22 protein-coding genes and 1 pseudogene are annotated in these 25,126 nt (G+C 72.2%); 15 read left to right on the forward strand and 8 right to left on the reverse strand.

Annotated elements, in window-relative coordinates:
• Positions 1-30 precede the first annotated feature (30 nt).
• On the forward strand, positions 31-567 hold the full coding sequence (locus ACVV2G_RS22010) for a DUF2165 domain-containing protein (RefSeq protein ID WP_453844464.1): 537 nt from the start codon (positions 31-33) through the stop codon (positions 565-567).
• On the opposite strand, the gene ACVV2G_RS22015 is transcribed toward ACVV2G_RS22010, so the two are convergent.
• Both ACVV2G_RS22015 and ACVV2G_RS22020 read right to left on the reverse strand, forming a co-directional pair.
• Complete coding sequence (locus ACVV2G_RS22015; RefSeq protein WP_453844465.1) at positions 551-1,114, reverse strand: hypothetical protein; 564 nt, start codon at positions 1,112-1,114, stop codon at positions 551-553. The genes ACVV2G_RS22010 and ACVV2G_RS22015 overlap by 17 nt on opposite strands.
• A 130-nt stretch (positions 1,115-1,244) precedes the next feature.
• Positions 1,245-3,839: a bifunctional FO biosynthesis protein CofGH gene (locus ACVV2G_RS22020; RefSeq protein ID WP_453844466.1), complete on the reverse strand. Its 2,595-nt coding sequence runs from the start codon at positions 3,837-3,839 to the stop codon at positions 1,245-1,247.
• Positions 3,840-4,068: 229 nt separating this feature from the next.
• Between ACVV2G_RS22020 and ACVV2G_RS22025 the strand changes: the two genes are divergently transcribed.
• Positions 4,069-5,574: a CehA/McbA family metallohydrolase gene (locus ACVV2G_RS22025; RefSeq protein ID WP_453844467.1), complete on the forward strand. Its 1,506-nt coding sequence runs from the start codon at positions 4,069-4,071 to the stop codon at positions 5,572-5,574.
• Between the two features lie 153 nt (positions 5,575-5,727).
• On the opposite strand, the gene ACVV2G_RS22030 is transcribed toward ACVV2G_RS22025, so the two are convergent.
• Entirely contained in the window at positions 5,728-6,540 is an 813-nt protein-coding gene (locus ACVV2G_RS22030) for an endonuclease/exonuclease/phosphatase family protein (protein WP_453844468.1), read from the reverse strand.
• 92 nt (positions 6,541-6,632) lie between these two features.
• Between ACVV2G_RS22030 and ACVV2G_RS22035 the strand changes: the two genes are divergently transcribed.
• The 3 genes from ACVV2G_RS22035 (at position 6,633) to ACVV2G_RS22045 (ending at position 10,502) form a co-directional block, all read left to right on the forward strand.
• Positions 6,633-7,055, forward strand: coding sequence for a nitroreductase/quinone reductase family protein (locus tag ACVV2G_RS22035; protein WP_453844469.1), 423 nt, complete (start codon positions 6,633-6,635; stop codon positions 7,053-7,055).
• A gap of 101 nt (positions 7,056-7,156) precedes the next feature.
• Positions 7,157-10,111 carry an SARP-family global regulator AfsR gene (gene afsR / locus ACVV2G_RS22040; protein ID WP_453844470.1) on the forward strand — a complete coding sequence of 985 codons (2,955 nt, stop codon included), beginning with the start codon at positions 7,157-7,159 and terminating at the stop codon, positions 10,109-10,111.
• A 199-nt stretch (positions 10,112-10,310) separates the two neighbouring features.
• On the forward strand, positions 10,311-10,502 hold the full coding sequence (locus ACVV2G_RS22045; protein ID WP_453844471.1) for a sigma-like protein: 192 nt from the start codon (positions 10,311-10,313) through the stop codon (positions 10,500-10,502).
• Between the two features lie 190 nt (positions 10,503-10,692).
• On the opposite strand, the gene afsK is transcribed toward ACVV2G_RS22045, so the two are convergent.
• Together afsK and kbpA are read right to left on the reverse strand one after the other, a co-directional pair.
• Complete coding sequence (gene afsK, locus ACVV2G_RS22050) at positions 10,693-13,089, reverse strand: protein serine/threonine kinase AfsK (protein WP_453844472.1); 2,397 nt, start codon at positions 13,087-13,089, stop codon at positions 10,693-10,695.
• Positions 13,090-13,281: 192 nt separating this feature from the next.
• On the reverse strand, positions 13,282-14,061 hold the full coding sequence (gene kbpA, locus ACVV2G_RS22055; RefSeq protein ID WP_453844473.1) for an AfsK-binding protein KbpA: 780 nt from the start codon (positions 14,059-14,061) through the stop codon (positions 13,282-13,284).
• A 134-nt stretch (positions 14,062-14,195) separates the two neighbouring features.
• On the opposite strand from kbpA, the gene ACVV2G_RS22060 reads away from it, so the two are divergent.
• From ACVV2G_RS22060 to ACVV2G_RS22075, 4 genes are all read left to right on the forward strand, one after another.
• Positions 14,196-14,831 (forward strand): TetR family transcriptional regulator, encoded by a 636-nt coding sequence (locus tag ACVV2G_RS22060; protein WP_453844599.1) that lies wholly within the window; start codon positions 14,196-14,198, stop codon positions 14,829-14,831.
• A 561-nt stretch (positions 14,832-15,392) separates the two neighbouring features.
• Positions 15,393-15,818, forward strand: a complete 426-nt coding sequence (locus ACVV2G_RS22065) for a pyridoxamine 5'-phosphate oxidase family protein (protein WP_453844474.1) — start codon at positions 15,393-15,395, stop codon at positions 15,816-15,818.
• A 41-nt stretch (positions 15,819-15,859) separates the two neighbouring features.
• Complete coding sequence (locus ACVV2G_RS22070; protein ID WP_453844475.1) at positions 15,860-16,537, forward strand: pyridoxine/pyridoxamine 5'-phosphate oxidase; 678 nt, start codon at positions 15,860-15,862, stop codon at positions 16,535-16,537.
• Between the two features lie 184 nt (positions 16,538-16,721).
• Positions 16,722-17,924 carry a flavin-containing monooxygenase gene (locus ACVV2G_RS22075; protein WP_453844476.1) on the forward strand — a complete coding sequence of 401 codons (1,203 nt, stop codon included), beginning with the start codon at positions 16,722-16,724 and terminating at the stop codon, positions 17,922-17,924.
• Between the two features lie 5 nt (positions 17,925-17,929).
• On the opposite strand, the pseudogene ACVV2G_RS22080 reads toward ACVV2G_RS22075, so the two are convergent.
• Positions 17,930-19,087 (reverse strand): annotated as a pseudogene (locus ACVV2G_RS22080) (MFS transporter); the annotation flags it as partial.
• 39 nt (positions 19,088-19,126) lie between these two features.
• On the opposite strand from ACVV2G_RS22080, the gene ACVV2G_RS22085 reads away from it, so the two are divergent.
• Positions 19,127-20,536, forward strand: coding sequence for a recombinase family protein (locus ACVV2G_RS22085; protein WP_107063960.1), 1,410 nt, complete (start codon positions 19,127-19,129; stop codon positions 20,534-20,536).
• Positions 20,537-20,593: 57 nt separating this feature from the next.
• On the opposite strand, the gene ACVV2G_RS22090 is transcribed toward ACVV2G_RS22085, so the two are convergent.
• Entirely contained in the window at positions 20,594-21,346 is a 753-nt protein-coding gene (locus ACVV2G_RS22090) for a helix-turn-helix domain-containing protein (RefSeq protein ID WP_453844477.1), read from the reverse strand.
• Positions 21,347-21,396: 50 nt separating this feature from the next.
• On the opposite strand from ACVV2G_RS22090, the gene ACVV2G_RS22095 reads away from it, so the two are divergent.
• The 5 genes from ACVV2G_RS22095 (at position 21,397) to ACVV2G_RS22115 (ending at position 24,455) form a co-directional block, all read left to right on the forward strand.
• Positions 21,397-21,582 (forward strand): hypothetical protein, encoded by a 186-nt coding sequence (locus tag ACVV2G_RS22095; protein ID WP_453844478.1) that lies wholly within the window; start codon positions 21,397-21,399, stop codon positions 21,580-21,582.
• A 56-nt stretch (positions 21,583-21,638) separates the two neighbouring features.
• Complete coding sequence (locus ACVV2G_RS22100) at positions 21,639-22,145, forward strand: hypothetical protein (protein WP_453844479.1); 507 nt, start codon at positions 21,639-21,641, stop codon at positions 22,143-22,145.
• A 142-nt stretch (positions 22,146-22,287) separates the two neighbouring features.
• On the forward strand, positions 22,288-23,259 hold the full coding sequence (locus ACVV2G_RS22105; protein ID WP_453844480.1) for a hypothetical protein: 972 nt from the start codon (positions 22,288-22,290) through the stop codon (positions 23,257-23,259).
• Positions 23,260-23,316: 57 nt separating this feature from the next.
• Complete coding sequence (locus ACVV2G_RS22110) at positions 23,317-23,685, forward strand: hypothetical protein (RefSeq protein ID WP_453844481.1); 369 nt, start codon at positions 23,317-23,319, stop codon at positions 23,683-23,685.
• 185 nt (positions 23,686-23,870) lie between these two features.
• Positions 23,871-24,455, forward strand: coding sequence for a recombinase family protein (locus ACVV2G_RS22115; protein WP_453844482.1), 585 nt, complete (start codon positions 23,871-23,873; stop codon positions 24,453-24,455).
• 21 nt (positions 24,456-24,476) lie between these two features.
• Here ACVV2G_RS22115 and ACVV2G_RS22120 read toward each other — a convergent pair whose 3' ends face one another.
• Positions 24,477-25,106 (reverse strand): class I SAM-dependent methyltransferase, encoded by a 630-nt coding sequence (locus tag ACVV2G_RS22120; RefSeq protein WP_453844483.1) that lies wholly within the window; start codon positions 25,104-25,106, stop codon positions 24,477-24,479.
• Between the last annotated feature and the right edge of the window lie 20 nt (positions 25,107-25,126).

The raw sequence follows: 25,126 nt of genomic DNA on the forward strand, positions 1-25,126 counted from the left end.
ACCGCGATCGGCATGGGGAAGGGTGTGTTCATGACCACCACCAGACACACCCTCTCCCTCGCCACCACCGTCCTCACCGGCGTCCTCGCCCTCTACATCGCCCTCGTCGCCTTCGGGAACATCACCGACTTCGGCACCAACCAGCAGTTCGTGCGTCACGTCCTGGCGATGGACACGACCTTCAAGGACGACGACCTGATGTGGCGGGCGATCACGAACACGGGCGTCCAGGACGCCGCGTACGTCGCGATCATCGTGTGGGAGACGGTGGCGGCGCTCGTGCTGATCTGCGCGACCTGGCTCTGGATACGCCGGGACCACGCCACCGCGCGACGCATGACCACGTACGGCACGCTCATGCTGATGCTGCTCTTCGGCGCCGGGTTCATCGCGATCGGCGGCGAGTGGTTCTCGATGTGGCAGTCCGCGGACTGGAACGGGCTGGACGCGGCGACGCGGGTGTTCCTGCTGAGCGGAGTCGTGCTGATCGTCGCGCACCTGCCGTCGCCGCAGACGGAGACGGAGGCGACGGGGGAGGCGAAGGGCGAGGCTACTCGACCACGGTGACCGTCGTGCCGGGGGTGCCGAACTCCCAGAGCGCGTCGCCGTCCGCCTTGGGCAGGCGTATGCCGCCCGTCTGCGCACCGGCGGCCGACGGAGGGGGCGACGAACCGTCCACGGCGTTGGAGAAGGCGATCCAGACGCCGTCCTCCTGGCCGAAGTACATGATCTGCTCGATCCGCACCCCGTCGGAGCCGGTCGTGGGCTCCTCGCGGCGGGTCCCCACGCTGTACGCGCCGGGGGCCGGGTCGACCGTGCCGGGCCACACGGTGAAGGAGCGGCGGGTGGCGTCGCTGGCGTCCACCAGCCACACCCGGTCCTGGCCGACCGAGTAGACGATGCGCCGCCCGGTGCCGGAACCGTCCGGCACCCGGGCCGGCGCGGTCTCCTCCTGCGTCGGCCGCGCGTCCGCCGACGCCGAGGGGCGGGGCTTCGTGGCCGCGGCGGTGGGATGGGGGCCCTGGTCCGCCTGCACGGTCAGGACGCCCACCGTCGCGATCGCCCCCACGGTCAGACCGGAGACCCAGGCCCATGAGGGAAGTCGGGCAGGCACGGGCACGCATCTCCTCAGCTACGAGAACCCCGACACACCGGGGGCCCGATCATCGTACTGCGGGCGGCCCGTGCCCCGGCCCGGGAGTCACCGTCCCCGGCCCGGGAGTCACCGTGCCCCGGCCCGGGAGTCAGTCCAGCACCGGCAGCAGCTCCGGCAGGTGGCCGTCCGACGCCGTCGCCGCCCGCTGCCTCTCCTGCGGCACCGGGCCGTACAGCGTCGTCCGGGGCCTGGCCGGGCGACCCGCCGTCTCGGCGACCGCGATCAGGTCCTTGACCGACTTGTACGAGCCGTACGACGAGCCGGCCATGCGGGAGATCGTCTCCTCCATGAGCGTGCCGCCGAGGTCGTTCGCACCGGAGCGGAGCATCTCCGCCGCACCCTCGGTGCCCAGTTTCACCCAGCTCGTCTGGATGTTGGGGATGTGCGGGTGCAGGAGGAGACGGGCCATCGCCGTCACCGCGCGGTTGTCGCGCATCGTGGGGCCTGGCCTCGCGATGCCCGCCAGGTACACCGGCGCGTTGGTGTGGATGAACGGCAGCGTCACGAACTCCGTGAAGCCGCCCGTGCGTTGCTGGATGCCGGCGAGGGTGCGCAGGTGGCCCAGCCAGTGGCGGGGCTGGTCGACATGGCCGTACATCATCGTGGAGGAGGAGCGGATGCCCAGCTCGTGGGCGGTCTCGATCACCTCGATCCAGGTGGCCGTGGGCAGCTTGCCCTTGGTGAGGATCCAGCGGACCTCGTCGTCGAGGATCTCCGCCGCCGTGCCCGGGACCGAGTCCAGGCCCGCTTCCTTCGCCGCGCTCAGCCACTCGCGGACCGACATGCCGGTGCGCGTCGCGCCGTTGACGACCTCCATCGGCGAGAAGGCGTGCACGTGCATGCCCGGCACGCGCTCCTTCACCGCCCTCGCGATGTCGAAGTACGCCGTGCCCGGCAGGTCGGGATGGATGCCGCCCTGCATGCAGACCTCGACCGCGCCCACGTCCCAGGCCTGCTGCGCACGGTCGGCGACCTGCTCCAGGGAGAGCGTGTACGCGTCGGCGTCCGTGCGGCGCTGGGCGAAGGCGCAGAAACGGCAGCCGGTGTAGCAGACGTTGGTGAAGTTGATGTTCCGGGTGACGATGTACGTCACGTCGTCACCGGAGACGGACCTGCGCACGTCGTCGGCCACCCCGCACAGGGCGTCCAGCGCCGGGCCGTCGGCGTGCAGCAGGGCGAGGGCCTCCTCGTCCGTCAGCTTCGTGGGGTCGTCGGCGGCCGTCGCCAGCGCCTGGCGCACGTCGGTGTCGATGCGCTCCGGTGCCATGCCGGGGGCGGCGGCCTCGCGCAGGGCGCCCCAGTCGCCGTACACCTCGTCGAAGTCGTCGCGGCGGTCCGACGTGCGGCCCTCGGTGTCGATGGCCGTGTGCAGGTCGGTGCGGCCGGAGGCGGTGAACGCCTCGTCCGGTTCCTGCCACGGGCGGCCCTCCACCGTCGCGTCCTCGCGGGCCAGGCCCGTGGCGGGGTCGGCGAGGGCCGCCACGTGCGGGCGCAGCCGCGGGTCCAGCCAGGGTTCTCCGCGCCGGACGAACTCCGGGTAGACGCAGAGACGTTCACGCAGTGCGAAGCCGGCCGCCCGGGACCTCGCGGCGAGTTCGTCGATCTGCGGCCAGGGGCGTTCGGGGTTGACGTGGTCGATGGTGAGGGGGGAGACCCCGCCCCAGTCGTCGATGCCCGCGCCGATCAGCCGCTCGTACTCCGCGTCCACCAGGTTCGGGGGCGCCTGGAGACAGGCCGACGGGCCCATGAGGTGCCGGGCGACGGCCACCGTGGCGACCAGTTCGTCCAGCTCCGCGTCCGGCATGCCGCGCATCGCGGTGTCCGGCTTGGCGCGGAAGTTCTGGATGATCAGTTCCTGGACGCCGTGGTAGGCGCGGGAGACCTTGCGCAGGGCGAAGAGCGACTCCGCGCGCTCCTCGTAGGTCTCGCCGATGCCGATGAGGAGGCCGGAGGTGAAGGGGACGGAGGAGCGGCCGGCGTCCTCCAGGACGCGCAGCCGGACGGCCGGTTCCTTGTCCGGGGAGCCGTGGTGGGGGCCGCCGGGCTCGGACCACAGGCGGGTCGCGGTGGTTTCGAGCATCATGCCCATCGACGGGGCGACCGGCTTGAGCCGCTGGAAGTCCGTCCAGGTCAGGACGCCGGGGTTGAGGTGCGGCAGGAGGCCCGTCTCCTCCAGGATGCGGATGGAGACGGCGCGGACGTAGGCGATCGTGTCGTCGTAGCCGTGCGCGTCGAGCCACTCGCGCGCCTCCGGCCAGCGGTCCTCGGGCTTGTCGCCGAGGGTGATCAGCGCTTCCTTGCAGCCGAGGGCGGCGCCGCGGCGGGCGATGTCGAGGACCTCGTCGGGGGACATGAACATCCCGTGTCCCGCGCGGCGCAGCTTGCCGGGGACGGTGACGAAGGTGCAGTAGTGGCACTTGTCCCGGCACAGCCGGGTCAGCGGGACGAAGACGCTCTTCGAGTACGTGATGACGCCGGGGCGGCCGGCGGCCTCCAGGCCCGCGTCCCGGACCCGGGCGGCGGACGCGGTGAGGTCGTCGAGGTGCCCGCCGCGGGCCTGGAGCAGCACCGCGGCCTCGGACACGTCGAGGGCGACACCGTCCCGTGCCCGTCTGAGGGCGCGACGCAGGGCGTTCTCGGTGGGGCCCGCCGGGCCGGTTCCGGGGGTCGCGGAAGTCGTCATCCTTCGAGCATACGAGCGGAGTGATCAGGGCGCGGGGGCCCGCCCCGGCCGGTGCCCGACCGCCCCCTGCCGCGGCCTCGCCGTCCCACCGCGCGGTTTCCCGCTCTCCATCCCCCGAACCCCTTGCCGTGCCCGGGAGTTCACGGCTCGATACGAGGGTTGCACGCACCACCCGGCACCACCCTGCACCACCCACGTCAGGTCACTCACGACACCTGGGAGCGGCAGCATGTGCGAGGACGACCACACCGGGATCGGCAGGCGCGCGGTGTTCGCGACGGGAGCCGCCGCCGCGCTCACGTGGGGAAGCGTGAGTTTCGCGTCGGCGGCACCCCGGGAGCAGCGGCGACGAACGGTGCGCGGGACCCTGCCCACCGGCTCGCCCGACTTCGTGTACGTCCCCGTCGAGATCCCGGCCGGCGTCCGGGAGATCCACGTCGCCTACTCCTACGACCGTCCCGCCGTCCCGGCCGGCACCGCGGGCAACGCCCTCGACATCGGCCTCTTCGACGAGCGCGGCACCGGTCTGGGCGGCCGGGGCTTCCGGGGCTGGTCGGGCGGCGCGCGCACGGAGTTCTTCGTCCGGGCGGACGACGCGACCCCCGGGTACCTGCCGGGGCCGGTGCGGCCGGGCACCTGGCACATCGCGCTCGGCCCGTACACGGTGGCTCCGCAGGGACTGTCGTACGAGATCACGATCACGCTGACGTACGGCGAGCAGGGTGAGACCGCGCGGCCGGTGTATCCGCCCGAGCGGGCCAAGGGGCGCGGGCGGGCCTGGTACCGGGGCGACTGCCACCTGCACTCCGTGTACTCCGACGGCCGCTACACCCTCGCCGAGATCGCGCGGCTCGCACGGGAGGCGGGCCTGGACTTCATCAACTCCTCCGAGCACAACACGCACGCGGCGCACGCGCACTGGGCGCCGGAGGCCGGGGACGACCTGCTGGTCATGCTGGGCGAGGAGGTGACGACGCGCAACGGGCACGTCGTCGCCGTCGGCACCGACCCGGGCACGTTCGTCGACTGGCGCTACCGGGCCCGCGACAACCGCTTCGGCCGTTTCGCGCGCCGGATCCGCCGCTCCGGCGGCCTGGTCGTGCCGGCCCACCCGCACGCCACCTGCATCGGCTGCAACTGGAAGTTCGGGTTCGGGGAGGCGGACGCGGTCGAGGTGTGGAACGGGGCCTACACGCCCGACGACGAGGTGGCGCTGGCCGACTGGGACGGCATGCTGGCCGCCTCCGTGCGGAACGGCGGGGGGTGGCTCCCGGCGATGGGCAGCAGCGACTCCCACCGCGCCCCGGACGTGATCGGCCGCCCGCAGACCGTCGTCCTCGCCGACGACCTGACCCGGGAGGCGATCCTGGAGGGCATCCGGGCAGGACGGTCGTACGTCGCCGAGTCGGCGGCGGTGTCGCTGTCCCTCACCGCTTCCGGCGGCCGGGGCGAGCACGCCGGCATCGGCGGACGGCTGCGCGTGGACGACGACACCCCGGTCACCGTCCGCCTGGAGGCGGCGGGCGTCCCGCACGGCACGGTCCGCCTCGTCACGGACCAGGGCGTGCTGTTCACCAGCACCCTGCCGGCGTCCGGTTCGGGCGTCGTGGAGTGGCCGACGACCGCCTCGTACGCGGCGTACGTACGGGCGGAGCTACGCCACGCGACGGCGGCGGGGCCCTTGCCGGGAGCCCTGGCCGCGTTCACGAATCCCCTCTTCCTGGGGCGGGGGTAGACCGGCGGGGGACGTCGTCACCGGCAGAAGATGGCGTCACCGGCAGAGGACGTCGTCACCGGCAGAGGACGTCGTCACCGGTGGGCGCGCTCTCCCCGCGGCGGGCGTCACTCCGGATTCCCGCCGAGGAGCCGTCCGGCCGTGCGGGGTCCTTCAGCGGGCCAGGTCCGCGACGACCGCCGCGTGGTCGGAGGGCCACACGCCGTCCACGGGGCCGTCGCCGGCCCGGTGCGCGGTGCGTACCCGGCCGAGGCCGGCCGGGCCGGGCGGTCCCACGTGGATGTAGTCGATCCGCGCGCCCGCGGCCGGGCCGTGCGGGATGTACGGGTTGGTGCCGTCCCAGGTGGCGGACGGCGCCGACGGGTCGGCGTGCGCCCAGGCGTCGCGCAGGGCCGGCCCCCGGCCGTCGGGCGCCGGCCGGCCGAGGAGCAGGATCTCGGCGGAGTCGGGGGCCGCGTTGAAGTCCCCGGTGACGACGGGCGGGAAGCCGGTGCCGTGCCGGCGTCCGGCGACGAACTCCGCCAGGGCGGCGGCCTGTTCGCGGCGCACCGCGGAGGCGTGGGCGCCCGAGTTCAGGTGCGCGGTGAAGAAGGGCACCGGATGGCCGGGCGCGTCCAGGCGGGCGTAGAGCGCGAGGCGTCCGTCGTCCAGGTCCGCGGGGGCGGGCAGCCGCAGCGCGGCCCGCTCCACGACGGGCCAGCGGCTGAGCACCGCGTTGCCGATGCCGACCGTGTCGTCCCCGATCCGCCGCTGCCACCGCCCGGGGGCCTCGGAGGCGGCCCAGGCGCAGTGCAGGCCGAGTTCGCCGGCCAGCCACTCGGCGAGGTTCGCGCCGTCGTCCGCGGCCCACACCTCCTGGAGTCCGACGACATCCGGTTCCAGGTCCCGCAGCACGGCGAGGATCGCCTTCTGCCGGTCGGCCCACGGCCCGAACCGCCACCACAGATTCCAGGTCACGACCCGCACGACCGCACCACCCGCCTTTCCCCGCGCTCACCTTCCCTCCTGAGGTTTTCCGGGGAACATGGAGGCACACGAGACGGGAGTGTGAACGAACGATGTCGAAGTCTCCCCACGCCGGGAACCCGCCGTTCGCCGAGAGGAAGTACCGGGCCGTCACGGCCGTCCAGCGCCGCCTCAACGCGGTCGTCCGCCGCCTGCCGGCCCAGACCCTGCTGGAGACCACCGGCCGCGTCTCCGGCCTCCCCCGCCGCACACCGGTCGGCGGCCGCCGGGTGGGGGGCTCCTTCTGGCTGGTGTCGGAGTTCGGTGAGCGGTCCCAGTACATCCGCAACATCCGGGCCGATCCGCGGGTACGGGTACGCGTCCGGGGCCGCTGGTACACCGGGACGGCGCACCTCCTGCCCGACGACGACCCGGTCGCGCGCCTGCGCAGCCTCCCCCGGGCCAACAGCCTGGCGGTGCGGGCCATGGGGGCCGGGTCGGGGCTGCTGACGGTGCGGGTGGACCTGACGGGATGAGGGAGCAGGTGAGGGACCTGTGATCGGTGTCTCCGACGGCTGACGAGGTCGGCATGAACAAGGCAAACTGGCGTGGTTGTCAGGATGTCTAGGGGGACTGCATGGACGGACCACCGCGGGTGCCGGAGCAGCGGCGTCCCGACCCGGCCGCGCTGCGCTTCGGTGTGCTCGGGCCGGTGCGCGCCTGGCGCGACGGCGAGCCCCTGGCCACCGGCTCCCCGCAGCAGCGCGCCCTGCTGGCCGCCCTGCTGCTCCGCGAGGGCCGCACGGCCACGGCCGCCGAGCTGATCGACGCCCTGTGGGGCGGGGAACCACCGTCACAGGCACTGGCGGCGGTACGGACGTACGCGTCCCGGCTGCGGAAGGTGCTGGACCCCGGGGTCCTGGTGAGCGAGTCGGGCGGGTACGCGGTGCGGGGCCTGGGCGAGGGGGCGCTGGACGTCGCGGTGGTCCAGGACCTCGCCGCCGAGGCCGAGAAGGCGCGGAACGCCGGCGACCTGGGCCACGCCCGTGACGTCCTGCGCCGCGCGCTGGCGCTGTGGGACGGCGAGGTGCTGGCCGGCGTTCCCGGCCCGTACGCGCAGGGGCAGCGGGTCCGCCTGGAGGAGTGGCGGCTCCAACTCCTGGAGACACGCCTAAACATGGACCTGGAGCAGGGCTGCCACGCGGAGGCCGTCTCGGAGCTGACGGCCCTCACGGCGGCGCACCCGCTGCGGGAACGCCTGCGCGAGCTGCTGATGCTGGCCCTCTACCGCAGCGGACGCCAGGCCGAGGCCCTCGCCGTCTACGCCGACACCCGGCGCCTGCTCGCCGACGAGCTGGGCGTCGACCCGCGTCCCGGCCTCCGTGAACTCCAGCAGCGCATCCTGCGGGCCGACGCGGGCCTGGCCGAACCGCCGGCGCCGGCCGCGAAGACGGCGGCGCCCCCGGTGCGGCCCGCCCAGCTCCCCGCCACCGTCCCGGACTTCACGGGCCGCGCGTCATGCGTCCGCGAGCTGAGCGACGTACTGTCCTCGGCCTGCGGGGAGGGGAGCGAGGGCCGCGTGATGGCGGTCTCCGCCCTCGCCGGCATAGGCGGGGTCGGCAAGACCACCCTCGCCGTGCACGTCGCCCACCAGGCGCGGGCCGCCTTCCCCGACGGCCAGCTCTACGTCGACCTCCAGGGCACGGGCCCGCGGGCGGCGGAGCCGGAGACGGTACTGGGCTCCTTCCTGCGCGCCCTCGGCACGCCCGACGCGGCCGTCCCGGACTCCCAGGAGGAGCGGGCCGCCCTCTACCGCTCCGTCCTGGACGGCCGCCGCGTCCTCGTCCTCCTCGACAACGCCCGGGACGCCGCCCAGGTGCGCCCCCTGCTGCCCGGCACGGACGGCTGCGCGGCGCTGGTGACGTCGCGGGTGCGGATGCTGGACCTCGCCGGGGCCCAGCTGGTCGACCTGGACGTGATGTCGCCCGACGAGGCGCTCGCGCTCTTCACGACGATCGTGGGCGAGGAGCGGGTGGCCTCGGAGCGGGAGGCGGCGCTGGACGTGGTCGGGGCGTGCGGCTTCCTCCCCCTCGCCCTCCGCATCGCCGCCTCCCGCCTGGCGGCCCGCCGCACGTGGACGGTGTCCGTCCTCGCCGCCAAACTGGCGGACGAGCGACGCCGTCTGGACGAGCTGCAGGTCGGGGACCTGGCCGTCAAGGCCACCTTCGAACTGGGCTACGGCCAGCTGGAACCGGCCCAGGCGCGGGCGTTCCGGCTGCTGGGGCTGGCCGACGGCCCGGACATCTCCCTCGCGGCGGCAGCGGCGGTCCTGGACCTCTCCGCCGAGCAGACGGAGGACCTGCTGGAGTCCCTGGTGGACACGTCGCTGCTGGAGTCGGCGGCTCCGGGCCGGTACCGGTTCCACGACCTGGTCCGCCTCTACGCGCGTGCGTGCGCGGAGCGCGACGAGCATCCGCCGAGCGAACGGGGAGCGGCGCTGTCGCGGCTGCTGGACTTCTACCTGGCCACGGCGGCGGGGGTGTACGCGATCGAGCGGCCCGGGGACCGGACGGTCGCGCACTTCGCCCCCACCTCCTACGAGGGGCTCGCGTTCGAGGACCGGGGCGAGGCCCTCGACTGGCTCTTCACCGAGGCCCAGTGCCTGCTGGCCTGCGCACAGCAGCAGACGGCCGGAAGCGGACTGCGCCGGGCGGTCGACCTGCTCTGGGCCACGAAGGACCTGGCCGAGTCGGGGGCGAACGCCAAGCAGTACGAGACGGCGGCGACGACGCTGCGCGACGCGGCCCGCGCCACCGCCGACGTCCGGGCGGAGGGCCGGGCCAGAACGGCCCTGTCCAACGTCCACCTGGCAGCCGGCCAGTACGCCAAGGCGGACGAGGAGGCGAGCCGTGCCCTCGACCTGGCCGCCGAGGCGTCGGACGCGGCACCGGTCGGCTGGGCCGCCACCGACCGGGGGATCATCGCGCTCAGTCAGGGGCGTCACGAGGAGGCCGAGGAACTGCTGACCATCGCACGCGACGGCTACCGCGCCGACGGCAACCGCCCCGGCGAGGCCAGCGCGCTGTGCAACCTCTCCAGGCTCCACGAGCGCATGGACCGGACGCACAGCGCGATCACCCTGGCCCAGCAGGGCGTGGAGATCTTCCGGCAGCTCGGCCTCACCCTGCGCCTGGCGAACGCCCGCTACGCACTGGGCGTCGCGCTGCTGCGGGCGCAGCAGCACGCGGAGGGCCTGCGGCAGATGTCGGACGCCCTGGTGATGTTCGGCAACAACCGCCAGCGCCTGTGGGAGGGGACCGCCCATTTCCGCATCGCCCAACTGCACCTGGCCGCTCGGCGGCCCGCCCCGGCCGCCCAGCACGCCGAACAGGCCCTGGCGATCGGGTTCATCGGCGGTGATCTCATCAGGGGGAGCGTGCTGAACACGCTGGGGCAGAGCCTCGACGCCCTGGGCCAGACCGACCGCGCACGCGCCTGCTGGCACGAGGCGCTGACCCTGCTCGAACACGCCGGCGCTCCCGAGGCGTCCGAGGTGCGCCGCCTGCTCAGGTTGCCGGTGGACGCGGCCTGAGGGCGGCGGGATCGGCGTTCATCGAACGTTTATGACCGCACGCCAGGCTCTGTACCGATCCGTCGCGTCGGGGGGCAGACGGGTCGCCGGCGGGGCCGTCCACCGGGTGGCCCCGCGCAGGTCCTCTGTCCGGCGACACTCGGGGGAGTCGCCGGACGGAGGCGACCCACATCCGGTTACGAGCCCCAGGGGGAGAACCATGAACGAGACCGAGAACACGCCGGCCGAGATCACCACCATGGAGAACCACGCACCCGCGCCGCCCGCCGACGGCCGGGCGACGCTTCTGGAGAACCACGCTCCCACGCCGCCGGCCATGGAGCAGGTGACGACCATGGAGAACCACGCCCCGGCCCCGCCCGCGCTGGACCTGGACCGGGACGGGATGTAGACCTTCGTCCCACACGGGGATCGGCCGCGGCGGCGCGGAGGGGAGCCGCCGCGGCCGCCGTGTGCCCGGACCCGGTCGACCCCGCCTCGCTCGGGGACGACGCGGGCGGGGACGGCGCGGTACCGCCTCGTGCGGGGACGGCCCGGCCGCGGTGCCGCCTCGGCAGGGGACGGCGCGGCCCCGCCTCACGTCACGTCGTGCGGGCCGTGCCCGTCCCCTTCTCCGCGTCCAGCGCGTACACGCAGCGGTCCTTGCTGCACGCGTACACGATGCCGTCGCGGACCACGGGGGACCCCGTGATCTCGCCGCCGGTCGCGAGCTTCCACCGGAGCCGGCCGTCGTCGGCCTTCAGGGTGTAGAGCAGGTGGTCCGTGGAGCCGAAGTGGATGCGGCCCTCGGCGACCGCGGGGGCGCCCACGATGTCGCCGCCCGCCTGGAAGCGCCACTTGGGGGTGCCCGTCACCGCGTCCAGGGTGTAGAGGCCCTTGCCGCTGCCCACGTGGACGTGACCGGCGGCGACCAGGACGGGGTCGGTCGCGGAGCGCGCCTCCGTGGCGATGCGCCAGCGGTCGCGGCCGTCGGTGGCGTCGAGGGCGTAGACCGTGCCGAGGTAGTCGGCCAGGTAGACGCCGCCGCCGGTCACCGCGGGCCCCGGCACGAAAGCGGGCGGGGCGAGGAAGACCGCGGGGGCCTCGAAGTGCCAGCGGACGTGACCGGAGGCGACCTCCAGGGCGAGGACCCGGGTGCCCGCGCAGACGTAGACGTAGCCGTCGGGTGCGTGGGTCACGCGGACCGGCACCCCGCCGCAGGAGGCGGCGTCACCGATCGGGTACGACCATCTCTCGTCGCCGGTACGGGCGTCCAGGGCGCGCAGCCGGGCGTCCTGCCAGACGTACACCGTGCCGTCGTGGACCGCCGCGCCCGCCTCCGGGGACTCGAAGTCGCTCTGGCAGCCGGTGATCTCCCACAGTTTCCGGCCGTTCGAGGCCTCCCGGGCCTGGACGCCGCCGCCCCGGGTGGCGGTGACGACCGTGCCCCGGGCGGCCTGGAGGGAGTACACCCAGGCGTCGGTCTGCACGCGCCACAGGTCGCCGCCCTCGCGGGCGTCCAGGGCGAAGAGGGTCGGCCCGTCGGAGGCGTGGATGCGGCCGTCCGCGACCGACATCGACCAGGCGACGTCCCGGGTCTTGAAGCGGCGGCGCCCGGTGGCCACGTCCAGGGCGTGCACCTCGAAGGAGGTGACGTAGACGAGGTCCCCGTCGACGGACGGGGTGCCCCAGACGTCGTTGGACATGCGGAAGCGCCACGGGCGCCAGCCGGCCGGCGACGCCTCGGGGGGCGCGGCGGGGGCGGGCGGGGCCGCCGGTACGGCGGGGTCGGCGCCGTTCACGCCCGGGCGGGGCCGGGACCAGGACGCGGCGAGGGCGGACTCCGGCGGGGGCGCGGCGACGGCGGCGGCCCGCATGTCGGCGACGCGCGGGCCGGGCCCGATGGGGACCGAGACACCGGCCAGCCGGACCGGGCCGGTGTCGGGAGCGCCGACGGGTGCGGGCACCGGCGGGGCGTGCACGGGCGGCGCCGGGACGACCGGGTCGTGGGAGGGCGGCGGCGGGAGCGGCGGCGCGGGTACGGCGGGGTGGCCGCCGGCCGGGGCACCGCGGCCGCCGGCCGTCGTGGCGAGCTTGACCGGGCGCCCGCCGCGGCGGCCCTCGATCAGGCTCACCGCCCGCTCCGGCAGCCACGCCGACGCCGTACCGCTGTCGTCGGAACCGGAGCCGAACAGGTGCGGGGCGAGCTGAGACTGCAGGTCGGCCGGGTTGGGGCGGGCCGTCGCCTCCATCTGCATGCAGGACTCGATGAGCGGGCGCAGCTCGTCCGGAAGGCCTTCGAGGTCGGGGCCCTCGCGCAGCAGCATGAAGACCGTCTCGACCGGGTTGGCGCCGTGGAAGGGCGGGTGTCCGGTGGCGGCGAAGACCAGCATCGAGCCGAGCGAGAACACGTCGCTGGCGCCGGTGACGCTGCGCGAGTCCTTCGCCTGCTCGGGGGACATGTAGGCGGGGGTGCCGACGGCGACGTTCGTCATCGTCAGGCGGGTGTTCGAGACGCCGGACGCGATGCCGAAGTCGATCACCCGGGGGCCGTCCTCGACGACGAGGACGTTGGAGGGCTTCAGGTCGCGGTGGACGAGTCCGGCGCCGTGGATCGACTGGAGCGCCTCCGCGACGCCCGCCGCCAGCCAGCGCACCGCCTGGGCCGGGAGCGGCCCGCACTCGTTCACTATCTCCTCGAGGGAGGGTGCGGGGACGTACGCGGTGGCCAGCCACGGGACGGCCGCGCGCGGGTCGGCGTCGACCACGGCCGCCGTGTAGAACCCGGAGACCGCGCGGGCCGCCTCCACCTCGCGCGTGAAGCGGACGCGGAAGAGCTGGTCCTCCGCCAGCTCCGTCCGGACCGTCTTGATCGCCACGCGCCGGCCGGACGCCGAGCGCGCGAGATAGACCAGCCCCATGCCGCCGGCGCCGAGCCGCCCCAGCACCTCGAACGGCCCGATCCGACGCGGATCGTGCTGTGTCAGCTGATCCACCACTTGCCTGCCACCTCCCCGTACGGGCCGCGCCACCCACATATGTACGCGACCGAAGTGCAGCGTCTCACCACCGCACCTCCGTGGCGCCACGCACCCCGATTCTTCCTGTCCGGAGCGCCGCTGGCGAACCTGGGGACAATCGGGGTGTCTCGCCTGTTCCCGGGCAAAGCGGCGCGCTCCTCGGGGGGCCGGTCAGCGTTGCAGCAGCGCGAACGACGCCCCCTGGTCGTCCGAGACCACGGCGACCCCTCCGTACGACGTCTCGAACGGCGGGACGCGCACCCGCCCTCCCAGCCGGGCCACCGCGTCGAGCGCGGCCGCTACGTCCTCGACCAGGAAGTGGACGAGGAAGTGCGGCGGCATCTCGGCGGCGAAGACGTCGGAGACCAGGGCGCGGCCGACGTCGGGGGCGGCGTCCGGGCCGAAGAGGGCGTCGTGGAAGAGGCCGCCGTAGAAGGCGTCGGCGGCCTCGGTGTCCCGGGTGTACAGCTCGGCCCAGACGAAGGAGCCCGGCTCGCGCCGGCGTCCGAAGCCGGGGAGGCCGTCCGGCTGCCAGAGGGCGAAGACGGCGCCGCCGGGGTCGGCGGCGAGGGCGGTGGTGCCCAGGCCGCCGACCGGGTGGGGCGGGACGACGACCTGCCCCCCGCCCGCCCGGATCCGGTCGGCCAGCGCGCCGGCGTCCGGGGTGTGGAAGTACACGGACCACACGGTGGGCATCCGGCCGTCCGTCTTGCGGACCAGCGCGGCCACGGGCTCGCCGTCCAGACGGGCGCACACGGGGCTCCCCCCGGCCTCCTCGGTCCCGTCGTCCTCCTCGAAGGTCCACCCGAAGAGGCCGCCGTAGAAGCGTTTGCCCGCCTCGACGTCCGAGAGCTGTGCGTCGACCCAGCAGGGGACGCCTTCCCGGTACGCGGAGGGAGACGACGATGGGTCGCTGGATGTCCGCTGCGCGGATGCCCCGTTTTCGGCCATGCCGTCAAAGTAACCGCGTCGCCCGCACCGCGCAGACCAGGCACACCAGGCTCTCCCCGCCCGTGCACCCCATTTGCAGTCGGCCGAATCGCGCTCAGATCACCCGTCGGTAAGCTGACTGCATGACAGGACAAGTGCGTACCGTCGACGGCCGCGTGGCCGGTCGACGTGGGCAGGCGACCCGGCAGAAACTGCTCGACTGCCTCAGCGAAATGCTCAGCTCCTCTCCCTATCGCGATGTCAAAGTCATCGATGTCGCCCGCAAGGCGGGCACCTCGCCCGCGACTTTCTACCAGTACTTTCCGGACGTCGAGGGTGCCGTCCTGGAGATCGCCGAGAACATGGCCGCCGACAGTTCGGGGCTGGCCGAGTTGACGGCGGGCCGCTCGTGGGTCGGCAAGGCCGGCTGGCAGACGGCGCAGGAACTCGTCGACGGGTTCCTGGAGTTCTGGCGGAAGAACGACGCCATTCTCCGGGTCGTGGACCTCGGTGCCGCCGAGGGCGACAAGCGGTTCTCCAAAATCCGTATGAAGATCCTCAACTCGGTGAACTCCTCGCTCGCGGAATCCGTCGCCGATCTCCAGGCCAAGGGCAAGGTCGACAAGGACGTGAACCCCGCGGCGATCGCCGGTTCACTGGTCGTCATGCTCGCGGCCGCCGCCTCGCACCAGAAGGGGTTCTCCTCCTGGGGCGTCCGGCAGGCGGAACTCAGACCCGCGCTGGCCCTGTTGACGCACCTGGGCGTCACGGGCAAGAAGCCCACGAAATAGCAGCGGGCGCCCGAAACAGCAGGCGTCCGAGCAGCAAGAGACCCACCGAGCAGCACGCCGGGCAGTCGCGCAGCATCCTGTCCTGTCATCCCCGCCGCGCCTGTGCCGCCCGACGTCGCGCCAATGCCGGCCGGTCCCGCACCACGTGCCGCACGACCGGTGCCGGCGCCGCAGCCCGCGCCCCGCAGCCCGCGCCCCGCGCCCCGGGCTCCGGGCCCCGGGCAGGACGGCGAGCCGCCCGTCGCGGAGCCGCCGTGCCTCCACCGCCTCGCCGGCCGCCCGCCGGACCCGGCGACCGCGTCCCGGTCCTGCTGCCGCACGGCACGCGGACCAGCGCCTCGCGGTGCGGCCCGCCGGCGGCCGTGACCACGACCGTCCGGCGACCGCCACCCGCGGACCGCGGACCGCCGACCACCGACCGTCCCGCCCGCTCCCCGTCGATGCGCCCGCCGGCACTCCGGGGCCGGGAACCGGGCCGCGTACGGGAACAGCCGCCCGCCCGGCCGGTGTTGTGCCGAGCACCGATGTCCGTATCCGCCGCACCCGCTGGAGGAGACCGTCATGGCCCTGACCCGTGAAGAGCGTGAGAAGTTCCTGGCCGAGCCCCACGTCGCCGCGCTCGCGGTCGACGCGGGGGCCGGCCGTGCCCCGCTGACCGTGCCGATCTGGTACCAGTACGAGCCCGGCGGCGACGTGTGGATCATGACCGGGCTCGACAGCCGCAAGAACGAGCTGATCAAGGCGGCCGGGCGGTTCACGCTGATGGTCGACCGGCTGGAGCCCACCATCCGCTACGTGTCGGTCGAGGGGCCGGTCGTCGAGACGGTGACCGCCACCGAGGAGCGGCTGCGGGAGATGTCCGCCCGCTACCTCCCGGCCGAGAAGGTCGACGGATACGTCGCCTTCGCCTCCGCCAACCACGGCGAGCAGGTCGTCGTCCGCATGCGGCCCGAGCGCTGGGTCTCCTCCGACCTCGGCTCGGTGTAGGGCGGGGCGCGGACGGGAGCGGGGCGCGTGACAATCGGGGCATGGGAGGAACCGATCTTCACGAGTTGCTGAGGTCGCTGCGGGTGTGGGACGAGGCGGTCACCGAGCTGCCGCCCTTCGACCCGGACACCGCGCCCGGCGAACCCCTGGCGCTGTTCGCGCGGTGGTTCGCCGACGCGGTGACGGCCGGCCAGACCGAGCCGCACACGGTGTCGCTGGCGACGGCGGACGCGGACGGCCTGCCGGACGTACGGGTGGTGATGCTGCACGGCGCGGACGCGGACGGCTGGTCCTTCGCCTCGCACGCCGGCAGCCGCAAAGGCCGCCACCTCGCCGCCCGCCCGTACGCCGCGCTCGTCTTCTACTGGCCGGTGCTGGGCCGCCAGGTTCGCCTGCGCGGCCCGGTCACCCTCGCCCCGGCCGGTCAGGCGCAGGCCGATCTGCACGCGCGGTCGACCGGCGCCCTGGCCGCCGCCCTCACCGGGCGGCAGAGCGCGGAGCTCGGCTCGCCGGACGAGCTGGCCCGCGCCTCACAGGCCGCCTGGGAGCGGGCCGGCCGGGAGCCGGACGCGCCCGTCCCGTCCTGGACGCTGTACCGGCTGCGGCCCGACGAGGTGGAGTTCTTCCAGGGCGACGCCCGCCGCCGCCACGTGCGGCTCACCTACCGGCGTACGGCCCCGGGGGCGGACGCCTGGCACACCCGCCTGCTGTGGCCGTGACCGGCACCCACCGCCCGCCCGTCGCGGCCGTGACCGGCACCCACCGCCCGCCCACTGCCGCGGCCGTGACCGGCGCCCGCCCGCTGCCGCCGGCCCCACCGCCCGTCGGCGGTCGTGACCGTTCCGCAACCGATTCCGGTCTTGACCGATACCCATCAAGCGCAGCCTTGATTACGCTCGCGGCATGGCCGACTCCACAGCGTCCGCTGAACCGCAGCCCGCCCACCCCGCGGGCCGTCCCGTGTACGTCATCGGCGCCGGGCCCGGCGGGCTCGCCGTCGCCCACGCGCTGCGGGCCCGCGGTGTGCGGGCCGTCGTCCTGGAGCGGGCCGACCACGTCGGCGCCTCCTGGCGGCGCCACTACGACCGGCTGCGCCTGCACACCACCCGCCGCCTGTCGTCGCTGCCCGGCCTGCCGATGCCGCGCCGCTTCGGGCGGTGGGTCTCCCGGGACGACATGGTGCGGTACCTGGAGAAGTACGCCGAGCACCACAAGCTGGAGATCGTCACCGGCGTCGAGGTCTTCCGCGTCGAGCGCGCCCCGGACGGGGCCGGCTGGCTGCTGCACGCCTCCGGCGGCCGTGAGCTGACCGGCGCGGCGGTCGTGGTCGCCACCGGACACAACCACACCCCGCGGATGCCGGACTGGCCCGGCCGGGACACGTACACCGGCGAGTTCCGGCACGCCGCCGAGTACCGCGACGCGGCTCCCTACGCCGGCCGGGACGTCCTGGTCGTCGGCGTCGGCAACACCGGTGCCGACATAGCCGTGGACCTGGTGGAGGGGGGCGCCGCCCGGGTCCGCCTGTCCGTGCGCACCGCGCCCCACATCCTCCGCCGCTCGACCGCCGGCTGGCCCGCGCAGTACAGCGGCGTCCTCGTGCGGCGGCTGCCGGTCCGCCTCGTCGACCGGCTCGCCCGGCCGCTGGCCAGGATCAGCACGCCCGACCTGTCGGCCCACGGGCTGCCCCGCCCGGACACCGGTCTGCTGACCCGGGTGTCCGAGGGCGCCGTCCCGGTGCAGGACGTCGGTCTGACCGACGCGGTGCGCAAGGGCCGGGTGGAGGTGGTGGCCGCCGTGGACGGCTTCGAGGACGGCAAGGTACTCCTCGCCGACGGCACCCGCGTCGCCCCGGACGCGGTGATCGCCGCCACCGGGTACCTCCGGGGGCTGGAGGGCCTGGTCGGTCACCTCGGCGTCCTCGACGCCCACGGCCGGCCGGTCGTCCGGGGCGCCCGTTGCCCGCAGGACGCCCCCGGCCTGTACTTCACCGGGTTCACCAACCCCGTCAGCGGCATGCTCCGCGAACTGGCGCTGGACGCCGTGCGGATCGCCAGGGCGGTCGCGAAGCGGGACGGGGACGGGGTGTCGCGGCTGCCGGTATGACCCGGTCACGGCAGGGCGGCCGACGGCGCCGTCCGCCGTCGGATCACCAGCGCCATCAGCGCCGCCGCCGCGCACAGGGCGCCGGAGGCGACCCAGACCACGTCGTAGGAGCCGAAGCGGTCGCGGGCGACGCCGCCGAGGAAGGCGACGAGGGCGGCGCCGACCTGGTGGGAGGCGAGGACCCAGCCGAAGACGATCGCGCTGTCGTCGCCGTACTGCTCGCGGCACAGGGCGAGGGTGGGCGGGACGGTGGCGACCCAGTCGAGGCCGTAGAAGACGATGAAGAAGACCATCGGCGGGTGGACGCTCGGGGCGAGCAGGAGGGGGAGGAAGAGGAGGGAGACACCGCGCAGGGCGTAGTAGACGGCGAGCAGGCGGCGCGGTTCGAAGCGGTCGGTGAACCAGCCGGAGGCGATCGTGCCGACCACGTCGAAGACGCCGATGACGGCGAGCAGCGAGGCCGCGGTCGTCAGCGGCATGTGGTGGTCGTGGGCGGCGGGGATGAAGTGGGTCTGGATCAGGCCGTTGGTCGAGGCGCCGCAGATCGCGAAGGTGCCGGCCAGCAGCCAGAACGGGCCGGTACGGGCCGCGGAGAGGAGGACCGCCAGCGCGCGGCGGGCGGCGCCCGGCACGGGGGCGGGCTTGGGGACGAACTCCTGCGCGCCGTACGGCTTCTGGCCGACGTCCGCGGGGTGGTCGTGCAGGAGGAGCCAGACGAAGGGGACGACGGCGAGGGCGGCCAGGGCGACGGTGACGGCCGCGGGACGCCAGTCGTACGTCTCGACGGTCCAGGACAGCAGCGGCAGGAAGACCAGCTGCCCGGAGGCCGAGGCGGCGGTGAGGACGCCGGTGACCAGGCCGCGCCGCTCGGTGAACCAGCGGTTGGTGACGGTGGCCGCGAAGGCCAGCGCCATCGAACCGGAGCCGAGGCCGACCAGCAGGCCCCAGCACAGGATGAGCTGCCAGGCGGAGTCCATCCAGACCGTCAGGCCCGAACCCAGTGCGATGACGGTCAGGGCGACGGCGACCACGCGTCGGATGCCGAAGCGGTCCATGAGCGCGGCGGCGAAGGGGGCCGTCAGCCCGTAGAGCGCGAGGTTGACCGAGACGGCGGCGCCGATCGTGCCGCGCGACCAGCCGAACTCGTGGTAAAACTTTGGGGCATACGGCACGGTGAGCAGGAACAAGGGGGGCAGCACAAGGTGGACGTCACCATCTACGTACGACTCAGCCTCGATCAGCACGGCGACCAGTTGGGCGTTCAGCGACAGGAGGACGAGTGCCGGGCGTTCGCCGCAGCCCGGGGCTGGACCGTACGAGAGGTGATCGCGGACAACGACGTCAGCGCCACCTCGGGCAAGGTGAGACCGGGGTTCGAGCGGCTGTTGGCGTCCAATCCGGACGCGATCCTCTGTTGGCACACTGACCGGCTCGTACGCAGGACGGAAGACCTCTTGCGAGTGATCGCACTTGGGGTCAATGTCCACGCCATCCACGCCGGACACCTGGACCTCTCGACTCCGGCCGGTCGAGCCACAGCCAAGACGGTTACGGCGTGGGCGGAGTACGAGGGCGAGCAGAAGGCGCTACGCCAGAAGGCGTCGAACCTTCAGGCGGCCAAGAACGGCACGCCGCACAAGACAGGATTGCGACCGTTCGGATACGCCGACGACTACGTGACCGTGGTCGAGGCCGAGGCAGAAGCGATCCGCAAGGGGGCCGAGATGGTTCTTCAGGGCGAGACCCTGGCGGCTGTCGCTCGCTTCTGGACCGACCTCGGTCTGCTCGCTCCCCGCTCGTCGTCCGGCACGGCGAAGGGTGAGGCGAAGGGGTGGGGCGTAGGCGGTGTGAAGAAGGTGCTCATCTCCCCTCGGTACATCGCTCAGGTCACCTACCACGGCGAAGTGGTGGGTGAGGGGCAGTGGCCCGCGATCCTGGACGAGGCGACTCACTACGCCCTCGTGTCGGCACTGACGAACCCCAAGCGCTTCACGGGTGGTGCGCGTACCGGCTCGGCCCCTCAGACCCTGCTCGCCGGACTGGCTACGTGTGAGCGCTGCGGGGAGACCGTGCGAGGCGGCATGTACCGAGGGACGCCGGTCTACCGCTGCGGGCAGAAACACGTACGCGTGCCCCGAGAGCTGGCCGACAAGCGAGCCGGTAACGCCGTCCTCGCGCGGATCGTCTTCCCCGACTTCCTGCCCTGGGTCCTCACCGCTCGGCAGGAGCAGGGGGACGACTCGGCCCACCTTTACCAGGAAGCGCAGACCCTGCGGGAACGGCTCGACGGGTTGGCTGTCTCCTACGCCTCCGGGGCCATCACCCTGTCGCAGATGACGGCCGGTACCGAGGCGATCCGGGCCAGACTCGACGAGATCGACGAGAAGCTGTCGGGGGTCACTGGCCTGCCCCCGATCGACCCTGTGTCGGGCATCGCTGGCCTGATTCAGGACTGGCCGAACACTCCCCTCCCCGTCCGCCGGGCGTGGGTCAAGTTCGTCACCACGATCACGATGCACCCGAACGGCTTCAAGAAGGCGGCGAAGATGACCGTGGACGACTACATGACCGTGGAGTGGAACCACACCGCCGACGACGAACAAGACGCGTAGTCCGCCTCGCTCGACTGGCCCCGCTCTCACCAGAGGGCGGGGCTTCGTCATGCCGGATCAGAAGGGCGGCGGTTCTTGCCCTGTTCCTTGAAGCCGATCGGTCAAGCCGTCGTAGTCGAAGTCCACCGGCAAGGGAGCCGCGTACGCGTCTCCAAACCAGCGTCGCCGCTGTTCCTCTTGCTTGACCTTGCCAAGGTCTACGAAGGACAAGGCGGGAGCCGAAGGCGCCCCAGAGCCAGCCCCTTCGTCTTCCTGCTGGGGGCCGCTCACGCGGCCGCCCACCTTCGCCGGCTGCTTGCGCTCTTCGTCTTCGCCCTGTCGGCCCCCTACGGGGGGCCGCCCTTCGCCTACCGGATTGCTCTTCGCCGCTGGTTCCTCACTCCTACCGCCGTCGCTCTTAAAGGTATGTAGGTTGTATGGTTTCTCAGCCATACCCTCCTGCTTCGGCAAGGTGAGTCGGTAGATCACTGGACCATCCGGCACCTTGCCGGTTTTCGTGAGCCAGCCAGCCTTACGGAGTCTGCCTACGATCTTGTTGACCGTCTGCTCTGGAGCCTTCCCGCCGTAGCCGAGTTCCTTGGCGATCGTCCCGTTCGACGGGCAAACGTTCTCGCCCGTCTCGTAGTCCGCGTACAACGCCATGGCGACGCCGACCAACTTCTCTGCGTGCTTCATGTTCGAGCGCACCAGCGCACGACGCCATACATGTTCCTGTATCGCGGGATTCCCTTCTTCGGCGACAACATCCGTCCCGCCACCATCGCGGGGGAACCGAAATTTACAGGGATCGACAGGGAAAGTGCAGGTCATCGCATGTGAGGCGCCTCTCAAAGCAAGCCCACTCTCGCTACTCTGGAGCCATGTCCAACGATCACGCCGATGACATCGGCCTCCGTTTCGCCCTCCAAGTCACCGGCTTCAAGCTGGCCACCGATCCACCAGCCCCTGGCACTCCGCTCGCGCGCATCCTGGCCTGCGCCTCCGAGCATGGGTACGAGAACCTGACGGATGAGCACTTCGACATGGCGAAGCTGGGCCTGCTCTGAGCTCGGGGGACCTTCAATCCCTGCGCCTGGGAGCTCAGTTGGCATGATGGTCTGCCATGAGCCTCACAGGTATCGCCGCAGTTCTTGCCCTCGCTGGCATCCCCGTGAGCGTGCTGGTCGCTCGCTGGCAGATGCGCACTGCACTGACCCAGGCGGAGGCGAGCCACCGGACCGCCCTGGAGGCAGCGGAGGCGAGCCACCGGAGCGCGCTTGAGGTCGCGCGACAGCAGATTGAGGCAGAGCGCGATCGATGGATCTTGGACGCCCGGCGGGCGGAGTACAGGCTTTTCCAGACCTCATTGAATCAACTCCGTCGAGCCCTGGAGCGATCTGGTGCTGACGACAGCGAGATACACGAAGCCCTGCACGAGGTGCACGACAGTAGTCACCGGATCGCGGAGGTGGGGCCAGAGGAGGTGCACCGTGTCGCCAAGTTCATCCGAGAGCAGTGCTACGTCATGCACACCTGGCCCCGAGAGAGGCGCGTAGAACTGTGGAGGCTCCATGTTGCTCCAGCGCGCACGTCTCTTGATGAAGCGATCAACGAAGTGATCAGCAGGTGAAGCCCTGCGAATGCCCCCTCGGAATGCCCTTGAAACCGTGGCGCAATCCTGGCCGGTAAGACACGGCGGTGCGCCACGACGGGCTCAGGGGGTCATACCCCACCCCTTCGCCGCCGACCGAGACGCCCCTCGGAGGAAAGGCGTGGCCCCTGTGATTGCCGTCGGCAAGATGGTCCACGTGCCTGTAGCCATGCCACCTGCCCTCGCCCTCGTGCGCAGCGTCCTGTTCCTGCTGTGCTGCACAGTCCTGCTCTTCGCGTTCTCCTACGTCCCGTTCCAGCGATGGCTGTCGCGTCGGGTGCGGATTCCGATACGGCGTTGGCTACGCCGCAGGAGGAGTGCGATACGTGCCCGCTACGACGACCTCGTCAACACACTCATGGGCCGCATGATCAGCCAGGTCGCCCCCGTCATCGCCGAAACTCTCCCGGACGGCGGCCTGCGGGCACGCCCCCTCATCGCGGAAGCCGCCTTGAAGTGGTGGCGAGCCGCCCTGTGGGCCATCCCGGCCCGGGCGCTCGGTCTCCTGATCCTCGTCTACTGCACGGCGAACCTCGAAGCGATCGTCGACTTCATCCGCAACCCGCCTAAGTACAACGATGACCTGCCACGCGATACCGCCAGCGGCTCCGGGCACAGCTACGCGCCAGACGCTCCGCCGCCAGACCCTCTGAGCGCACTCTTCAGGGGCATGAAGGACGCCGCCGCATGGATCATTCACAAAGTGGCGGACGGAGTGTCTGCAATCGAACGTCTCTGGTCCCTTGCTCCCTCCTGGGGGATCTTCACGCCGCTGACCTACCTCGTATTGATCCTCTCGATCCTCCTGGCACTCAAGGCGCTCTACCCGTTCGCAATCGCCCTGACGAACGGGGCACGACAGATCCCGCCGGAGAACTCCAATCGACAGCGCTCACCACGTCGCGCCCGGCATCCCGCCACCGTCGATGACGAGGCCCGCTACAGACCCGTTGTGGTGCTACTGCTCACCGCCGCCGACTGCGCTCGCACCTGGCGCGCATGGGGTCAAGGCTCCCCTCTGAATACGCCGCGAGTGTCTGTTCGCCGCGCCGAATACGTCATCCGAAATGCCTGGCGAACCGGATGCGCATAAAACTCCTGGTCAGAACGCGCGCGACAGCGTCACGCCCTCAAGACCCACGCCGCAAAGGTGATCGGGGCTCTTCGCACGGTCGAAGCTCGCCAGTACACAGATCCCGACATCGGCATGGCTCTCCAAGAACTGGCCGACATGTTGCTCACCATCGCCGAGCGGTACGCGGAAGGGCGCATCGGCCAGCTCCTGGATGATGTCGACACCGTGGAGGCCGCCACCGATTACGAGTGGCTGCGCCTCCTGGGCGTCGGTGCGTTCGGCGTCGGGGCCCTGGTTGCGGCGTCGATGGCCAACCTGCCGGAGGAAGCCAACGGTGTCCTGGTCGGCATGGCTCTGTTGCTGGCCGGCTCCTGGCTCTTCAGGCACAGGCTGACGCATCCAATGGACCTGATTGATGTGTTGCGAGGCGCCGACCGAAAGTGACGGAACCTCAAGGTATTGGCCGGCCGAAAGCTGTAGCGAACAGCGATCACGGCGATGCGTCTCGAAAACCAAGGTTTGTGAGACGAGACGGCAGGCGCCCGCAAGGGGGCGCAGCACTGTTCAAAACCCGTCTCGAAACTTCCATCTCATGACGTATTGAGACGAGTTCTGAGACAGTCTCGGCCGTGACGACGAACACGATCACTGGCCAGCTCATCGGTTACGCCCGCGTCTCCACCGACGACCAGGAAGCGCAGCTTCAGCGCGACGCACTGACGACCGCAGGGTGCGCCCGCATCTTCGAGGACAAGGCCAGCGGGAAGAACACCAACCGGCCAGAGCTCACGGCCGCACTGGACTACGCCAGACCTGGCGACACCCTGTGCGTGTGGAAGCTCGACCGCTTCGCTCGGTCGCTCATCGACCTTGTGACCATGGTCGACACCCTTCGAGAGCAGGGCATCGGGTTCAAGGTACTCACGGGTGCGCTGGCCAACATCGACCCCGGTACGGCCGACGGCCGTCTCATGCTTCAGGTGGTTGGAGCCATGGCGGAGTTTGAGCGCAGCCTCATCAAGGAGCGCACCCGCGCCGGACTGGACGCGGCCAAAGCGAAGGGGCGTACCGGCGGACGGCCGTCCGTGGTGGGTGAGGACGTGCTCACCGTGGCCCGTGCCAGGAAGGCGAAGGGAGAGAGCGTGAGTGCCATTGCCAAGGCTCTCGGGGTATCACGGGCCACCTTGTACCGCCACCTCGGAGAGAGCGCCTGAGGCAGGCGCACAGCCTTGCGGTCAGGCCGCCAAGGCTCGGACAAGCATCGTGCCCACGACCCTGCCCTCTGGCGGGTCGATCAGAGACACACGCACGTCAGAGAAGCTGTGCCCCGTCAGGATGCGACTCCACTCATCCGGGGTGCGGTCGTGCCGCAGTCCGGCTTTGGCGGGCTTGGGCCACTGGCTTCCTGGGGGCAAGTGCGAGAAGGCCAGGATTCCGCCCGGCGCCATACGCGAGCGGATCAGCGGGAGCAGGGTGTCCGGATCGACGAACCACACGGCACCAAAGATCGAGAGCACGACATCGAATGTCTCGTCCGTCTCGTTCAGGAACGCAGTCGCCTCCGCCGTACGGAACTCAAGGCCCGGCAGATGGCCCCAGCGCTCCCGCGCGACCGTCTGGCGGGCGGGGGCGATGTCCACCCCTTGGCCTGTCGCGCCAAGCGTCACGAGGTGCGCGAGGTTACTACCGCTCCCCGAGCCGAGTTCCAGCACCCGGCGTCCGGCCACGGGACCGAGAACGCTCTCGTCCGGCCCGTGATCGGGGTACTGGGTCCAGTTCAGCCAGGTCGCATCACCTCTGGCGTTCACGGTCCTGCGTGGCTTGCTCCCAACTGCGTACCTGTCCCAGGACTCAGCCAACGACATGCATTGATCCTTTCCGGCAA

The sequence above is a fragment of the Streptomyces sp. JK94 genome, from assembly GCF_053613315.1.

What these genes read in the sequence shown, in the direction of transcription:
- ACVV2G_RS22095 (WP_453844478.1), top strand. Translation starts at nt 21,397, where the DNA reads ATGTCCAACGATCACGCCGATGACATCGGCCTCCGTTTCGCCCTCCAA.
- ACVV2G_RS22120 (WP_453844483.1), bottom strand. Translation starts at nt 25,106, where the DNA reads ATGTCGTTGGCTGAGTCCTGGGACAGGTACGCAGTTGGGAGCAAGCCA.
- kbpA (WP_453844473.1), bottom strand. Translation starts at nt 14,061, where the DNA reads ATGGCCGAAAACGGGGCATCCGCGCAGCGGACATCCAGCGACCCATCG.
- ACVV2G_RS22070 (WP_453844475.1), top strand. Translation starts at nt 15,860, where the DNA reads ATGGGAGGAACCGATCTTCACGAGTTGCTGAGGTCGCTGCGGGTGTGG.
- ACVV2G_RS22090 (WP_453844477.1), bottom strand. Translation starts at nt 21,346, where the DNA reads ATGACCTGCACTTTCCCTGTCGATCCCTGTAAATTTCGGTTCCCCCGC.
- ACVV2G_RS22010 (WP_453844464.1), top strand. Translation starts at nt 31, where the DNA reads ATGACCACCACCAGACACACCCTCTCCCTCGCCACCACCGTCCTCACC.
- ACVV2G_RS22020 (WP_453844466.1), bottom strand. Translation starts at nt 3,839, where the DNA reads ATGACGACTTCCGCGACCCCCGGAACCGGCCCGGCGGGCCCCACCGAG.
- ACVV2G_RS22045 (WP_453844471.1), top strand. Translation starts at nt 10,311, where the DNA reads ATGAACGAGACCGAGAACACGCCGGCCGAGATCACCACCATGGAGAAC.
- afsR (WP_453844470.1), top strand. Translation starts at nt 7,157, where the DNA reads ATGGACGGACCACCGCGGGTGCCGGAGCAGCGGCGTCCCGACCCGGCC.
- ACVV2G_RS22065 (WP_453844474.1), top strand. Translation starts at nt 15,393, where the DNA reads ATGGCCCTGACCCGTGAAGAGCGTGAGAAGTTCCTGGCCGAGCCCCAC.
- ACVV2G_RS22035 (WP_453844469.1), top strand. Translation starts at nt 6,633, where the DNA reads ATGTCGAAGTCTCCCCACGCCGGGAACCCGCCGTTCGCCGAGAGGAAG.
- ACVV2G_RS22100 (WP_453844479.1), top strand. Translation starts at nt 21,639, where the DNA reads ATGAGCCTCACAGGTATCGCCGCAGTTCTTGCCCTCGCTGGCATCCCC.
- ACVV2G_RS22025 (WP_453844467.1), top strand. Translation starts at nt 4,069, where the DNA reads ATGTGCGAGGACGACCACACCGGGATCGGCAGGCGCGCGGTGTTCGCG.
- ACVV2G_RS22075 (WP_453844476.1), top strand. Translation starts at nt 16,722, where the DNA reads ATGGCCGACTCCACAGCGTCCGCTGAACCGCAGCCCGCCCACCCCGCG.